The following is a 15,436-nucleotide window of genomic DNA, read 5'->3' as shown; positions in this document are numbered from 1 at the left end:
CTCGGTCCATTTTAGGGCACGAGGTTTTTTGCTTCTATTATTTTTGCAAGTCAGATAACTTTTCAAAATCTTCATCGCTTAATTTTACATTAGCAGCACTTAAATTGTCTTTTAAGTGGTCTACTGAACTGGTTCCGGGAATAGGAATAATATTGTCAGAACGTTTCAATAGCCAAGCTAAAGCAATTTGTGCGGGACTGGCATTATATTTCTTAGCAATATCGTTTAATGGACTATTAGCTTGAACTAGATTACCAGTATCAAGAGGGAACCAAGGTAGGAAAGCCATATGGTTCTTTTCAGCGTAATCGACAATGGCATCGTCATCCTTATGATGACCAACGTTGTACATGTTTTCTACAGCATCAATCTTAGCTATTTTTTGAGCAGCTTTTAATTCATCGAGTGAAACTTGACTGATACCGATGTGCTTAATTTTACCCTCATCTTGCATCTTCTTTAATTCACCAATTTGATCCTCGATTGGGATATGTGAGTCAATTCTGTGCAAGAATAACAAATCTTCGTGATCACGGTTAAACATACGTAATGAAAGTTCTACTTCTTGGCGAAGGAAGGCTGGAGTCCCAACAGGAACCCATTCGTTTTCACCAGTTCTAACTTGACCAACTTTGTCTGAAATAAAAATCTTATCTGAATCAGAATATTCTTTTAGTGCTTTTGCCAAATATGAATCGGCATTCCAAGGTCCGTAAGAATCTGCGGTATCTATGAAGTTAACACCTAAATCAAAGGCACTTTTGATCAATTCAACGGCTTGAGCAGGATCTTTGTATGGTCCCCAAACGCCTTTACCAGTTAATTGCATGGTACCGTAACCTAAACGATTGACGATAAAGTCATCATCAAATTTGAAAGTACCTGCGTTAGTAGCATTAATCTTATCCATTAAAAATCCTCCTATTACTAAATAATTTACACTGTTACGTTAATCAATTTACTCATTTTATACAAACATTTGCTCCATAGAATGTGAATTTGGGCGGGACCGTATATGATGATTTAATATTTTTGAATTACCAAAAAAATAGTGGTAACATTATATAACTTTAATTTAAGAGGTTATTATGACAGATAAATCTATGATTAATGAACTAGACGAAAAAAAGCTTGAACAAGCACATTTAGAAGATGTGGTTGAAAAGATTAAAAAGTCTGAGGGCCAACTCCGTGAACACATGGAAGTTGCTGAAGAAGATTTAAAAGTTATCAATAATGCTTTTGATGACATTCACTTAGGCATGGATGGGGACTCAATCTCTATGGATGCCGCACTTTCCATTCATCAGCAACAACAGATGTTGGACGAAAGAAACAATAGTTGGCAACAATCTAAACAACGTTTGGGTATTTTGAAGAAGTTGGAAAAGAATCCATTCTTCGCCCGCTTAGACTTTCAGGAAAAGGGAGAACCTAAGAAGGAAACTGTTTATATCGGCTTAAGTTCTTTTACTGATAAAAATGATCATTTTCTAGTTTATGATTGGCGTGCTCCGATTTCTTCTATCTATTACGATGGAAAATTAGGTCAGGTCACTTACATGACTCCTGATGGAGAACAAGAAGTTGATCTCTTTTTGAAGCGTCAATTTTTAGTTGAAAACGGCAAAATCAGAGCTTATTTCGATACCCAAGAAACTATCGGTGACCAAATGTTGTTGGAAGTTTTGGACGGTAAATCTTCTACGCATATGAAGGGTATCGTTAAAACTATTCAAAAGGAACAAAACAAGATTATTCGTGATACTAAGTCGAAACTCTTGTTTGTTCAAGGTGCCGCCGGCTCTGGTAAGACTTCAGCTATTTTGCAAAGAATCGCGTTCCTATTATATAGATATCGTGGAACGTTAACTTCTAGTCAGGTTGTTATGTTCTCACCAAATTCACTTTTCAATGACTATATAAAAGATGTTTTGCCTGAAATGGGTGAACAAAACATGGTGCAAATGACTTACAAACAATTCTTAGCACGTCGTTTGCCTAATTTAACCGTTGAAAGTTTGGCTCAACAATTTGAAACAGTTGTTGATGCTGACAATAAGAATATTGGAAAATTTGTTTCAGATGTTGAATTCTTCAATATTATGACGAACTATAGCAAGTTGTTGGACCAAAGTGGGATGGCATTCAAGGATATCAAATTCCAAGGAAAAGTCTTTATTTCTAAAGAAAAGATTCAAGAAATCTATTACAGTTACGGTCCCCAATATAATTTGGGTAATCGACTAGATGCAACCGTTGACCGTTTGATCAAATTACTTCACCGTAAGATTGGTGCAGAAATGCGCTCTAAGTGGGTTGCTGAAAGAATTGAAAATTTAAGTAAGGAACAATTACAAGCACTTTATAGTACAGCTGATCAAGAGTTCAAAAATGGTGATGAAGAAAATAGATTCTTGGCTCGTAAGATTGTCACAGCTATGTTGCAGGGTGTCTACAAGAATATCAAACGTTTGAGATTCTTGAATGTGGCAGCTAACTACTTGAATTTCTTAAAAGCTGTTCCACAAATTACTGATTTAAGTAAGTGGGGTATTACCGAAGAACAATGGAAGAATTACGTTGATAACTTCGTTAAATCATTTACTGATAAGCAAATTTCAATGAATAACTTGAGTCCATATTTGTACTTGTATGATTTGGTAACTGGTCGTCATGGTGAATTGGAAATGAAGTTTGTCTTTATGGATGAGATTCAAGATTACACACCATTCCAGTTGGCTTATATGAAATTCAAATTCCCACGTGCTCGCTATACCATGTTAGGGGATTTGAATCAGTCGATCTTTACTAAGAAGAATAGTCAGACTCTGCTTTCTGAAGCTCAAAAATTATTTGATGCTGACGAAACTCGAGTTGTTCAGTTGGTTCACTCATATCGTTCGACAAAACAAATTACGGACTTTACGAAGGCAATTTTGACAAATGGTCAAAAAATTGAACCATTCAATCGTGATGGGGACTTGCCTAACATGTATTGTGCGAAAGATGAACAGGAATCGTTGCAACAGGTTAAAACACAATTGGCTGAAAATGATGAACACAATTTTACAACAGCTATTATTGCCAAAACTTTGGAAGACGCTGAACATTTGCACGATCAACTCAAAGAAAATGGGGTTAAATCTACTTTGATTCGTTCGGAAAATCAACGTTTGGCCGCTGGAACGATTGTCTTACCATCATTCTTGGCTAAAGGTTTGGAGTTTGATGCGGTTATTATGTGGGATGCTTCAAAGGACAAGTTCTCTGAAGATGAGCAACAGTTAGTTTACACAATTGCTTCACGTGCAATGCACAAGTTGACAATCACATCAATTGGCGAGTTTTCACAATTACTTCAACGTGTACCAGAAGAGTATTATCAATTGATGAAGTAACTTTCTATAGTTTGTTGGGGTGGAAGGTGCCGTCCTCCGCGGAAATTGAGAATGCATTGGAACGCTATGGGCACGATTTGAAACTAATTATTTTACACTTCGTGCAAAATAATTAGTTTCCAAAGTCGGCCTTATTGTAACCGGCAAAGCCGGTAACAATAATTTCATAGCTGAACGCATTCCCAATTTCCACTCCGGACTGAATAACGAGTTTTATCTTCTATCTCAATTAATTCAGAAATCAAAATAGCATCTATTCTAGAAAATCAATCGTTACCTTTGGTAAAAATTGAAATTAGGAATAGATGCTATTATTTTGGATTAAAAATTTAGAATATTAAATTTCAATAGAACTAACATTTAGACCGGAGCAACAAGAAAATTGGCTCAGCCATGAAGTTTATCTTAGCAATTTATTGCTTAGATAAAGGCTGAACTTGAAGATCCATGAATTTGCACAAAGTGAAAATTCATTAGCTTCCAGTCGGCCCATGGCGTTCCAGCCAAATTTTCTTGTTGCGGAGGGCGGCATACTTAATAACAATAACAGTAACTACACCGCCTAAAATCACTAGTTGTTCTTAATAATATCCTTAAAGAAATCAACCGTAATATCGAATAATGGCTTTAAAATAGCTAAGATTAATAACAATAAATCCACAAACAATAACTGAACTAACCATGTGACTGACATGTTAGTTGTGAAGTGGAAGTAAAGTGCAAATAATCCTAGGAATACTGCCACGAAAACAAAAATGTAAGTAATCGCTAGTCTTGTGATTCTTTCTGAATTTGTTTCTTTATTTTCCATGGCTTTTTCCCCCTCAAATATAAATAAATAGTTTAATTGTTAACGCTTACATTATAACATTTTAGGGCTTTTTATGTATATTTTATAAAATGTTTAAAGGATTAAAAACTTGCACTCAACCTTTCGAAATAGGTATAGTTGAGAGTATTGTAATTGAAAATTTTGATTGGAAGTGAGAGAGTGACCCAGTCAACTTACTGGAATCGCATTGCCGAAAAAGCTAAGAAGGAAAATCGTCCTTTCTTCAGCTTGGCACCAATGGAGGCTGTAACCGGATCAGTCTTTAGAAGAGTAGTTCAAAAAGCCGCTGCTCCGGATGTATTTTATACTGAATTTACTAATGCTTTAGCTATTAATCATCCTTTGGCTAAAGAAGCAACTAAGGGAAGATTGTATATTGACCCTAAAGAGGATCCTAAACCAATTGTTCAGCTATGGGGTAACTCTGGTGAAGACTTTGCCAAAGCAGCTGTAGAAGTGAAAAAGCAAGGCTATGAGGCAATTGACATCAATACTGGTTGTCCTGATATTGCCGTAATCAAAAATCATAGTGGAAGTGACTTAATTCGTCATTTTGATACTGCTAAAGAAGTTATCGAGGGCGCTCGTGAGGCTGGATTACCAGTCAGTGTCAAAACTCGTTTAGGCTTCAGTGAGATTTCTGAATATAAAGAATGGATTCCTTTCTTATTGGAACAACAAGTTCCCGTTTTAACAGTTCATGTCAGAACTAAAGAGGAAATGAGTAAAGTTCCAGCTCACTACGAATTAATCGATGACTTAGTTAAGATGCGTGATGAAATTGCACCAGATACGTTGTTGCAAATTAATGGTGACATTATGAATTATCAAGAAGGAATCAAATTAGCGCAAGAACATCCTGGTGTGGATGGAATTATGATTGGACGAGGAATTTTCTCTGATCCATTTGCCTTTGAAAAAGAACCACAACAACATTCAAGTACTGAACTTTTGAGTTTGTTGCGTTACCAACTCGATTTGTACGATGAATTTGTAGCTAAGGGAATTCCAGGTCATTTTGCACCATTACAACGTTTCTTCAAGATTTATGTTCGTGGAATGAAACATGCTGCTGAAATCAGAAATGATTTGATGCAAACTAAGACAACTGATGATGCCCGTAAAGTTATTGATAAAATTGAGGATAATGGATACTAGAGCGGGACATAACATGTTCAGCTTTCGAGCATTAAAGGAAATAGGACCAGGTAATCGTATTTTGATTACCTGGTCCTATTTGTTTTAAGCGGAAAAAGTTATGTTATGTTCCGCGTTTATGCTGCATATTTAATTAAATATGCAGTTTTGTTTAACTTAATAAGGTTATGGTGACACGATTCAAACGTTTCGACAGTTCAAACAATTTATCATAAATTGAATCTTTTTGATAAAATTCGTTGCTACAAAACTTACTGCAATGTTATTCTGACGATAAATTGTTGAGAGGGAAAACTCGATATATGAATTCCATGAAAAAATATATATTTTGGTTAACTGTATCTTTTAGTTTAATTGGCAGTTTCATTAATACATTCCTTCCCGAATTATTTGGGTATAAATTCATGATTATTGTTCAATCACTCCCGATTGTAGTAAAAATATTAATTCAATTAATTGTACTTGTACTAATATTTTTAACTTTTCCTTACAAAAACAAGGAGAAATAAAGTTTGTATTAATTATTTTCGGAGGGGTTTGTAATCACTGGTATTAAAGAGACTGAAAAAAATGAATACTAAAAAAGCGAAGTCATGTGACTTCGCTTTTTGTTTAACTTAATAAGGTTAGAGTGACACGATTCAAACGTTTCGACAGTTCAAACAATTTGTCATAAGTTGGATCTTTTTGATAAAGAGCAATCTTATCTTTCAATTGTTTCTGTTCGAATTGTGAGAAGTAGAATTTCAAGTCGTGGTTACCATAGAGGGTAGCTAATAAAGCAAAGGCTTCAGGAGAAATTTTATCTGCCGTTAGGATTTCCTTTCGAAGATCAGCTACCAATTCACGTTTCACGCTACGGTTAGGCAAGTAGTTATTCGTTTTGAAAACTAATCCAGTAACTGCTTTAGTTACATCGACTTTGTTGACGAGTGAGTCACCAATTTCGTTGTAAATGATTCGTGTGATTTTTTCATTTGTAGCCATGGCTCTCAAAACATGAGTGACACTTTTACCTTGATTCTTGTTGATGATCTGGAAGAACTCGTTGAGGTACTTCTTGTCGTCAGGCAAAACTTTGTTAATGATGACACTGTTGTCAGTTAGATCGATGATATCGTTTAAAGCTAAGTCAAAAAATGAGCTTTCAGCTAGATAGGCACGACGTCTGGTATTCTTAAAGATTCGGATACTACCTTTTTCATTACACGATAAAATAAAATATTTTTGAGGAATATTTAACTCCATAAAGTGCTCCTTCAATTCGACACTAACTCATTTTGTTTGGCCAGTGTGGCTTTAATTTCTGGTATTAATTCGTCTTCTAAAAGATTATAACCTTGTTTGGTAAAGTGCAAACCGTCAGTCTGTAGCAAATCGTCCAGATTAGCGCTATTTGCCATATCGTGAAGCAAATCGATATACGATACGTCTAGTTGTTTACTCAAATGTTCCGTCACCAATTCAAATTGAAGCTGGCGAGTCCAAGGCCGTTTGGGATCCTTACGCCAATCTGCAAATGGTGGAGAAAGTAGAATAACTTTTTGACTACCTAATGTATCAATCATACTCATTAAGTTGGCAGCAAATTTGCCAGGCTTAATTTCATCATCTACCGAAATATCGTTGATACCAAATCCCAAAATAACAATTCTAGGATCTAATTTTTTTACGCGATCAACTCGTGTCATAGCATTATTGGTTTTGTAGTCGGCAATCGACATATTAATAACCTCGTAACCTTGAAAGTCTTTGCGGATGCGTTTAGCTAACGTATCAGTAGCCTTGCCATCGCGTAGACCCATCAGGGTTGAGTCCCCAAATAATACTATTCTCTTCATATATTATTTCCTTTTTTAAAAAAGTTCTATACTATACTAGAATACCAGAAAATAAATAAAAGTTAATTACTATATTAGGTAGGTTTAACAATATGCAAAGTTTAGCTAACTATGATGAGTTCTCAAGAAAAGAGTGGGAAAACTTTCATGGTGAATACAAGAAACAAGCCATTACTGATGGAGAATTGCGGAAGATCAAGTCTTTAGATGATGAAATTTCAATTGATGACGTCCGTTCAGTGTATGCTCCGATTCGCCATTTACTACATATTTATTTAAAAAACTATCGCAAATTAACCAAGTTAAAGAATGAGTTTTTAAATAATAAAGTTCGTAAAGTCCCATTTGTGATCGGTGTCTCCGGTTCAGTCGCTGTAGGTAAGAGTACGACCGCTCGATTGTTGAAAATTATGTTAGAGCGTTCTTATCCACAATATAAAGTGGCACAGATGACAACGGATGGTTTTTTGTATCCCAGTAAAATTTTAAAAGAACGCCATTTAATGGATAAAAAAGGATTTCCTGAAACATATGATATGTCCAAACTGTTAGATTTCTTAGGTGAAGTCAAAACTCGTGGTGGCAAAATACGATATCCTTTATATTCACATAACATTTATGATATTATTCCTGGAAAATACGAAGAGTTAGATAATCCAGATATTTTGATCGTTGAAGGGATAAATGTATTACAATTGCCTCAGAACGAACAGATCTATGTCAGTGATTTCTTTGATTTTTCAATTTATATTGATGCAGAGGTCGATGATATTGAGGAATGGTTCTTAAATCGTTTTGAGACGCTTTTAGATTTAGCGAGAAATGATCCTAACAGTTATTACTATCAATTCACTCAGATTCCTGAAACTGAAGCGATGAAAATGGCGAGAAATGTGTGGAATACGATTAATTACCCTAATTTACGTGATTATATCAAGCCAACTATGAACCGAGCTGACCTTATTTTGCATAAGTCTGAAGATCATCAAATCGATAAAATTTATCTCAGAAAATATTAAGCGTTAACAATATATGACATGGAACTAATTTTCGTATACAATAGAATAAATAAAAAAAGTGGGGGAAATTGATTTGAGCAAGCAATGGCCAGATGCTGATAGCATCATTGTTCTAGACTACGGTAGTCAATACAATCAATTGATTACTCGTAGAATCAGAGATATTGGCATATACTCTGAATTACTACCAAATACTATTACTGCTGCAGAAGTTAAAGAAATCAATCCTAAAGGTATTATCCTTTCTGGTGGACCTGATAGTGTCTACGACGAAGGCGCCTTTACAATCGACCAAGACATTTACAAGTTAGGTATTCCTATCCTTGGTATTTGTTACGGTATGCAATTGATGTCTTATAACCTTGGCGGTAAAGTCGAATCAGCAAGCAACCGTGAATATGGTCACGCTGATATTACAGTTACTGATAAAGATGCTGTATTATTCAAAGACTTACCTGAAAAACAATACGTTTGGATGAGTCATGGTGACCTTGTTAAAGAAGCTCCAAAAGGCTTCAAAGTAGTTGCTACAAGTAAGAATGCACCTATTTCATCAATCGCTGATGATGAACGTAAGATGTACGGTGTGCAATTCCATACCGAAGTTAGAAATACTGAATTCGGTTCAGAAATCTTGAAGCATTTTGCATTCGACGTTTGTGAAGCAAAAGCTAACTGGTCAATGGATGATTTCATTGATCAACAAATTCAAAAGATTCGTGAAACTGTTGGTGACAAGAAAGTTCTTCTTGGTTTATCCGGTGGTGTTGATTCTTCTGTTGTTGGTGTTTTACTACACAAAGCTATCGGTACACAATTGACAAGTATCTTCGTTGATCATGGTCTTCTTCGTAAGAATGAAGCCGATCAAGTTATGGATAGTTTGAAAGGCAAGTTTAGTTTGAACATCATCAAAGTTGATGCTCAAAAGCGCTTCTTAGACAAACTAGCTGGTGTAACTGATCCAGAAAAGAAACGTAAGATTATTGGTAACGAGTTTATCCAAGTGTTTAACGATGAAGCTCAAAAGCTTGATGGTATTGACTTCTTAGCACAAGGTACACTTTATACTGATGTTATCGAAAGTGGTACAAGTACTGCTCAAACAATCAAATCTCACCATAACGTTGGTGGACTTCCAGAAGACATGCACTTCAAGTTGATCGAACCTCTACGTACATTGTTCAAGGATGAAACCCGTGAATTAGGTGAAAAACTAGGTATGCCACACGAATTAGTATGGCGTCAACCATTCCCAGGCCCAGGTCTTGGAATTCGTGTTATCGGTGAAGTTACCGAAGAGAAGTTACAAATTGTTCGTGATAGTGACTGGGTTCTTCGTGACGAAATCGCAAAGAATGGCCTAGATGAAAAAATTTGGCAATACTTCACAGTCTTGCCAGGTATCAGAAGTGTTGGTGTCATGGGTGATGGTAGAACATACGATTACACAATCGGAATTCGTGCCGTTACATCTATCGATGGTATGACAGCTGACTTTGCTAAGATTCCTTGGGATGTACTTCAAAAGATCTCAGTTAGAATCGTAAACGAAGTAGATCATGTCAACCGTGTAGTTTATGATATTACTTCTAAGCCGCCCGCAACAATAGAGTGGGAATAGGATTCCATAGAAAATAAAAGAGCATCTCTGACTATTGTCAGTGATGCTCTTTTGTATTAGGCGAATAAATAACTATACAAATAGACACTTATGCATTGATGTCATTATGATATAGTTACTTTAATAGATTGTTGAGGAGTATTAATGTCAGATAAAATTGATTTTCCATTAAATGTATTTATTAGTTCGGTCATGCGTAATGATGTTTATCCAGAGAGAAAAAGAATTTTGGATATTAGAAAAGGTTTATCTGAAGAGTTAGACAAGTATAAATTTATAAAAAAGTTTCTTCTTGAAGAAGATAACTCTTCGTCATTGCCTTTAGAACAGGAATATTTGACATATTTGCATAGTTGCGATGTTATATTATTTTTAATAGATGCGGATTATCCAATTTCAGAAGGAGTTTCAATTGAAATTGCTGAAGCCCGTGTCGCAGAAAAAACAAGAATATTTTATATTATTCCTAGTAAAGATGATCAAAAGAATGCCGCTATTAAGCATAAATTGATATCTCAGAATGAAAAGACTTATATTAATATAAAAGATTCTAGTAATTTTGTAGAAGAAATTATGGATGATTTTTTATCAGAAATAGTTACCGTATATCGTTCTAAATTTATTAATTTTCACTATAATAATGTTTCTTAAGATTACCAATGCTCTTATAGTTGTATTTACAAAGTGGCCATCTGAATCTGAGAAACTATTGAAATATATTGTTAAAAATAATGAAAAATATTTTAATAATAATATCAAATTATACATATCTTATCAAAACGATTACCAATTATTTTTAAATAATCAATTTGAGGAAATGAGACGTCAAAACGAACAACAAAATGGACAAAGAGTTTCTCTGTTTGGGATTGATCCTTTCATGAATATATATTCAAGGTTTGATAAAAATAGATTTATGGATGATGAAATATTGAATAAGTTATTTAAAGAAATGGTTGATACATTAAATAATTCTTTTCAAACCTTTGAAATTAAAAGATCTGTGACCAAAGTAGCATTAATGTTATTAACTTATGATGATATTAAATATAAATTGAAAGAATATTTTGTGAAAAACATAAAATTGGATGCGATGGTTGCGGAAAGCACTAGTTTCTTTGAATCTGCAGTACCAACTAATTTAATTGATCTAATTCGTGGAATTATGGGAATATCTTTATCTTTAAAGGAAAATAAAGATTTAATATATATTCTTTCAAATAGTAATTCTCCAGCATATGTGGAGTGTTTAACTGATATTTTAGTTGATTTTATTAAATTATCGATTAAAGACGAATCAAAAATAGAAATGATTCCGCAAGTTTTACAATTTCTTATAACGTACAATAATAGAAATAGTGATAACCAGATATTAATTAATATATCTAAGTGTTTCTTATCTATATCAGACGATAAGAGTTATGGTGAGTTTGCCATAGGGCAATTAAAACTTTTAGTAACGGATACTAATGACACCGTAAAAAGACAGGTGGTGGAAGAAATCTTTGAAATTAAAAATGAAACTAATCCAGATTTAGAAATAATTAAAAAAATATTGATGCAGAGTTCCAGTTTTTCAGTTCGAGATTTGGCAAATAGGAAATTTTTAGACACAGGAAATTAATTTAATTCTAAGTATCATTATTAAAATTGTAATTAAAGTGAGATCAATTGTATCATCGGCAAGAGTTTTATATTCAATAAGAATGTTTTGTTAGGACGATTTCACGTTATATCAAATATTACTTAGATTGTGTTAATTTTAAAGAGGTATAGTTAAGAATAAAGAGCATCTCTGATAAGATTCAGAGATGTTCTTTCAGTCTTATATTCTTTCATAATTATAAAAATGAGGAAATTATATATTGAAAATAGGAAGATGGGATAGAAACAAGTTTTATGATGAGGCATGGCCTGATGAATTTCATGAATTCTGGAAAATTAATAATGATCCAATATCAGTAAGTTGGGATAAGGATTATGTTAATAATTATTTAAAATTAGCAGATGAATATTATCAGGCGGCATGTTCAATTGCTAATGAAATTCTTCAATCTGAACATAGCAATGAGAAAAATGATAGGTGGTTTTTATCAGATATTTTCATGTTTAGGCAATCTATTGAATTAATTTTAAAAGCTAAGGTATACATGTATTATTCAAAAAAACAAGAGGTTCAAAAAATATTTCATGATTTAAAACATAATGTTAGTGGCCTATTTAAGCTAGTTAAAAATTTTGAAAATGATAATCTTACAAATTATGAATTAATATGGATCGAGGATTATTTGAATGATATGGAACAATGGGATAGGAATTCATCAGTATTCAGGTATCCTTTTTCTCCTAAATTTATGGAAAAGAATCCACCTAAATTTGTTGATATTTATCGAACTACAGTAAAAATGGATATAACTTATTCACTAATAAGAAGTACTTTTAAAGAAAGTGGACAATTTAAAGGTGGCATTCCAAATGAATTGCCACACCCAGAGTTTTTTACTGAGGCAAACGATGGTATGGAGAATTGTTATTTAGGTGGGATGGTGTATTCTGATTCTTTCTTTTCCGACAGTAGTAAGTATTATACAGTGGTTAATGGGTACCTGGCCGTAAGTGAATTCCTTTTAACAAATGACCACAAGTATGTTTATCCCGCTCTTTTTTCACTTAGACATCTTATTGAACTTGAATTAAAGCAACTTTCAAGTTCCGATTATAGTGAGATTAAATCACTAAATTTTCGAATGGGAAGTCATAAAATTTATTCTGATTTCTGGAAAAAATTACGTCCCGTAATTGAAAAAACAAATCAAACGGGTGAATCAACCGTTATTCTAGATGATATAGGTTCATTTATTGAACAGTTACAATTGATTGATAAGGAAGGTAGCTTTTTTAGATATCCAGCTGAGTATAATCATCAAGTTCATTACATTTCAAAAAAAATAGATCCAATACATATTTTGACATGTGTAAGGGCAATATCAAATCTTCTAAGTGGATGTTCTTCGATGTTTGATTGTTATTCTGAATATGAGTCTGAAATGTATTTATAATCATAGATATACGAATAATTTATAAAAGAATCTAAATATACAAAAGGGTGCCAATTAGTTATGCTATGCATTTTTTGTATATTTGGATCTAAGTCAAATCATGATGGTAATGATTATCGAGCAATTCTATCAAGATTTGTTTAAAAGAGTATTACCAAAAATGAATTTTGTTTTAGAAGCACTAGAGATAGAATTCATTTTAATATTAAATAATTTTGAAAAGCATTAATAAATTTAGCTGCCAGATATAACTTTTTATCGATAAGGAACTATATCAAAGTAGGATGGAATCGGTCAGAACTTCCCATATATAATTAACTGACATTAATTTTAAAAGGGGAAAGATTATGAAAAGAAGTGATTTTAGAAGAAGTAGGAAAAAGCCTAAGAGGAAAAGATATTGGATAGGTGCTGGAATAATTGCTCTTTTTATGGCAGTAAATGGTTTCACAAATGGTCATAGTAGTGATAATAAAGACAAGTCCCACAAGGTAGCGTTAAAGGATAATAAGAAAAGTGCAGAAAAGGTATCTAAAAAGAAATTAGCCAGTAAACTTGTTGAAAAGAAGAAAGAGGATACTTCAAAGAAAAAAACAAATAGTATATCTGATCAGAGAAAGAAAATTAATGATGAAATTAGGAAAAGTCTAGATGAATCTAAGGGATTTGCCCTTGGAGAATTAGATGAAAATGGTCAGCCAACAGAAAATGGAACTCCCAATTTGGCATTCGCTTGGTCCGTAGTTATAAAAAGAATTGAATATAATGAAAACAAACATGTCGACGTCTATGTAAACAGTGGTTTCAAGGATTTCACGGACAATGAAAAGTCAAAAGTAGCATTAATGGCACAGAATAAGGCTGTTCTTTTCGTAGGAGAAGCTGAAAAGTTCACAATGGATCAATACAAAAAAGGAATAATTACTTTTATTCATTGCGATAATGATAACGTTGGTCGCAGTCATTATACTGAACCTAAGATATTTAAGTGGAATTAATAATCTATATTAGGAAAAATTGTCTTCTTTATTCTCAGATAAAACAAAATTTAAAGAATTGAACTTGATATCGTTTATCATGAATATGGATAAGTGGGACTAGGACATAAGTCTAAGTTGAAAAAATACGACCCAAAAATCATTTGATTTCTGGGTCGTATTTTTATTTAGAACCGAGAGTTATATCCATATTTTTATTCTAAAGAATTTAAAATAAAAGATTTGAAATATTATAACTACATAAAAATTCAATTTAATCTAACTTATTATCAGAACTACTAGGAACAATATCTTTAACAAAATTTTTATTTTTGCGGGCATGAACTAATAAGTACCAAATCAAACCGATAATGATTGTAATACCCATTAGGCAGAATAATCCTCGATAACCAGTCAGTGGTTCAATTATACCTAAAGCATAAGGGCCAACTCCCAGACTTAAATCAAAGAGAATGAAGTAGGTGGCTGTTGCTTGGGAGAGTCTTTCGATAGGAACACTTTTTGCAGCGACGGTTTGACAGGTGGATTGAAAATTACCAAATCCTAAACCAATTAGAAAGGCAGATACCAAGATCATCCAACCAGAACTGGCTACGGCTAAAAGCATCATTCCTAACATATTAATAATTGCTGAAGGAATGATAACCGCATTTTCACCGAAATGATCAATAATTCTGCCGGTGAATGGACGAGAAATTAAAATTGCGGCGGCGTAAATCAAGAAGAAGACGGATGAGTAACTAGCTAAGTTTAATTCTGTTGTATAAAAACTTAAATAAGCTTGAATAGCTGCGTAGCCTAAACCAACGATAAAAATTGTACTAGCGATTGGTAAAGCTTTAGGTTCAATAAAATCATGAATAGTAATCTTAGGATGCTTATTTGTGAAATGAAAAGCAATTTTACTGCCATTAACAAAGAGACAAAAAATCAAAGCGAGAATTGCTAGAATAGTTTCCATCATAAACATTACGTTAAAATTAAAATGTTGTTCTACTAATAATCCAGCAAAAGGTCCAACGGCAGTTGCTAAAATTGTACTAAGACTAAAATAACCGATTCCTTCACCAGTTCTTGCTTTGGGAAATAGTAAAACGACAGCAGTATTAGTTACGGTGCTGACCAAACCGATGGCTATACCCTGAATCAAACGAACAACTATTAGAAAGAGAATTGAATTAGCCATTTGATATAATAAAGTTGCTGGAATTAGAAGAATGGTACCAGCGACCATCAATTGTTTGTTACTAAAGATATGTGTCAAGTAACCACTGGAGAAACGGGAAATAAGAATTCCTATGACGGTGATACCGACAATTAGTCCTGAGATACTAGTAGGAGCTTGAAATTTTTTAACTGAATATAGACCAACAGTTACCATTAAACTATAGTATCCAGTCATAACGAAAAGATTGGTTAATGCAAGCAGCCAAAAGTCACGGCTAAAGAGTGATTCATGATTATTCAATATAAGAGCCTCCGTTTTTCTGAAAACAACAGATTC

13 protein-coding genes are annotated in these 15,436 nt (G+C 33.5%); 8 read left to right on the top strand and 5 right to left on the bottom strand.

The genetic code is table 11. The features are described from left to right. Positions 1 to 37 precede the first annotated feature (37 nt). Complete coding sequence (locus tag LKACC16343_RS08860) at positions 38 to 910, bottom strand: aldo/keto reductase (protein WP_056951006.1); 873 nt, start codon at positions 908 to 910, stop codon at positions 38 to 40. Positions 911 to 1,088: 178 nt separating this feature from the next. Here LKACC16343_RS08860 and helD point away from each other — a divergent pair, with 178 nt between their 5' ends. Beyond that, on the top strand, positions 1,089 to 3,401 hold the full coding sequence (gene helD, locus LKACC16343_RS08855) for an RNA polymerase recycling motor HelD (protein ID WP_082604475.1): 2,313 nt from the start codon (positions 1,089 to 1,091) through the stop codon (positions 3,399 to 3,401). A gap of 571 nt (positions 3,402 to 3,972) precedes the next feature. On the opposite strand, the gene LKACC16343_RS08850 is transcribed toward helD, so the two are convergent. Further along, positions 3,973 to 4,212 carry a hypothetical protein gene (locus tag LKACC16343_RS08850; RefSeq protein WP_025085553.1) on the bottom strand — a complete coding sequence of 80 codons (240 nt, stop codon included), beginning with the start codon at positions 4,210 to 4,212 and terminating at the stop codon, positions 3,973 to 3,975. 180 nt (positions 4,213 to 4,392) lie between these two features. On the opposite strand from LKACC16343_RS08850, the gene LKACC16343_RS08845 reads away from it, so the two are divergent. After that, positions 4,393 to 5,391, top strand: a complete 999-nt coding sequence (locus LKACC16343_RS08845) for a tRNA dihydrouridine synthase (protein WP_056951274.1) — start codon at positions 4,393 to 4,395, stop codon at positions 5,389 to 5,391. Positions 5,392 to 6,003: 612 nt separating this feature from the next. On the opposite strand, the gene LKACC16343_RS08835 is transcribed toward LKACC16343_RS08845, so the two are convergent. Next, positions 6,004 to 6,639 carry a GPP34 family phosphoprotein gene (locus tag LKACC16343_RS08835; protein ID WP_025085550.1) on the bottom strand — a complete coding sequence of 212 codons (636 nt, stop codon included), beginning with the start codon at positions 6,637 to 6,639 and terminating at the stop codon, positions 6,004 to 6,006. An 11-nt stretch (positions 6,640 to 6,650) separates the two neighbouring features. Then, a complete protein-coding gene (locus LKACC16343_RS08830) occupies positions 6,651 to 7,232 on the bottom strand; it encodes an SGNH/GDSL hydrolase family protein (RefSeq protein WP_082604476.1) in 582 nt (193 codons plus the stop codon). Positions 7,233 to 7,324: 92 nt separating this feature from the next. Between LKACC16343_RS08830 and coaA the strand changes: the two genes are divergently transcribed. The 6 genes from coaA (at position 7,325) to LKACC16343_RS08800 (ending at position 13,932) form a co-directional block, all read left to right on the top strand. Continuing rightward, entirely contained in the window at positions 7,325 to 8,251 is a 927-nt protein-coding gene (gene coaA, locus LKACC16343_RS08825) for a type I pantothenate kinase (protein ID WP_056951010.1), read from the top strand. A gap of 73 nt (positions 8,252 to 8,324) precedes the next feature. Next, positions 8,325 to 9,875, top strand: a complete 1,551-nt coding sequence (gene guaA, locus LKACC16343_RS08820; protein WP_056951012.1) for a glutamine-hydrolyzing GMP synthase — start codon at positions 8,325 to 8,327, stop codon at positions 9,873 to 9,875. Between the two features lie 144 nt (positions 9,876 to 10,019). Beyond that, complete coding sequence (locus LKACC16343_RS08815) at positions 10,020 to 10,526, top strand: hypothetical protein (protein WP_056951014.1); 507 nt, start codon at positions 10,020 to 10,022, stop codon at positions 10,524 to 10,526. Positions 10,527 to 10,584: 58 nt separating this feature from the next. Beyond that, positions 10,585 to 11,499, top strand: a complete 915-nt coding sequence (locus tag LKACC16343_RS08810) for a hypothetical protein (RefSeq protein WP_087721285.1) — start codon at positions 10,585 to 10,587, stop codon at positions 11,497 to 11,499. Positions 11,500 to 11,740: 241 nt separating this feature from the next. Beyond that, positions 11,741 to 12,934, top strand: a complete 1,194-nt coding sequence (locus tag LKACC16343_RS08805) for a hypothetical protein (RefSeq protein ID WP_056951018.1) — start codon at positions 11,741 to 11,743, stop codon at positions 12,932 to 12,934. Between the two features lie 347 nt (positions 12,935 to 13,281). Then, positions 13,282 to 13,932, top strand: a complete 651-nt coding sequence (locus LKACC16343_RS08800) for a hypothetical protein (protein ID WP_056951020.1) — start codon at positions 13,282 to 13,284, stop codon at positions 13,930 to 13,932. Positions 13,933 to 14,185: 253 nt separating this feature from the next. Here the strand turns inward: LKACC16343_RS08800 and LKACC16343_RS08795 are convergent, their stop codons facing one another. After that, positions 14,186 to 15,400, bottom strand: coding sequence for an MFS transporter (locus LKACC16343_RS08795; protein ID WP_056951022.1), 1,215 nt, complete (start codon positions 15,398 to 15,400; stop codon positions 14,186 to 14,188). Positions 15,401 to 15,436: the final 36 nt, after the last annotated feature.

Source organism: Companilactobacillus bobalius, from assembly GCF_002179915.1.
Classification (GTDB): Bacteria; Bacillota; Bacilli; order Lactobacillales; family Lactobacillaceae; genus Companilactobacillus; species Companilactobacillus bobalius.
This window is presented reverse-complemented; position numbering and strand designations above follow the sequence as displayed.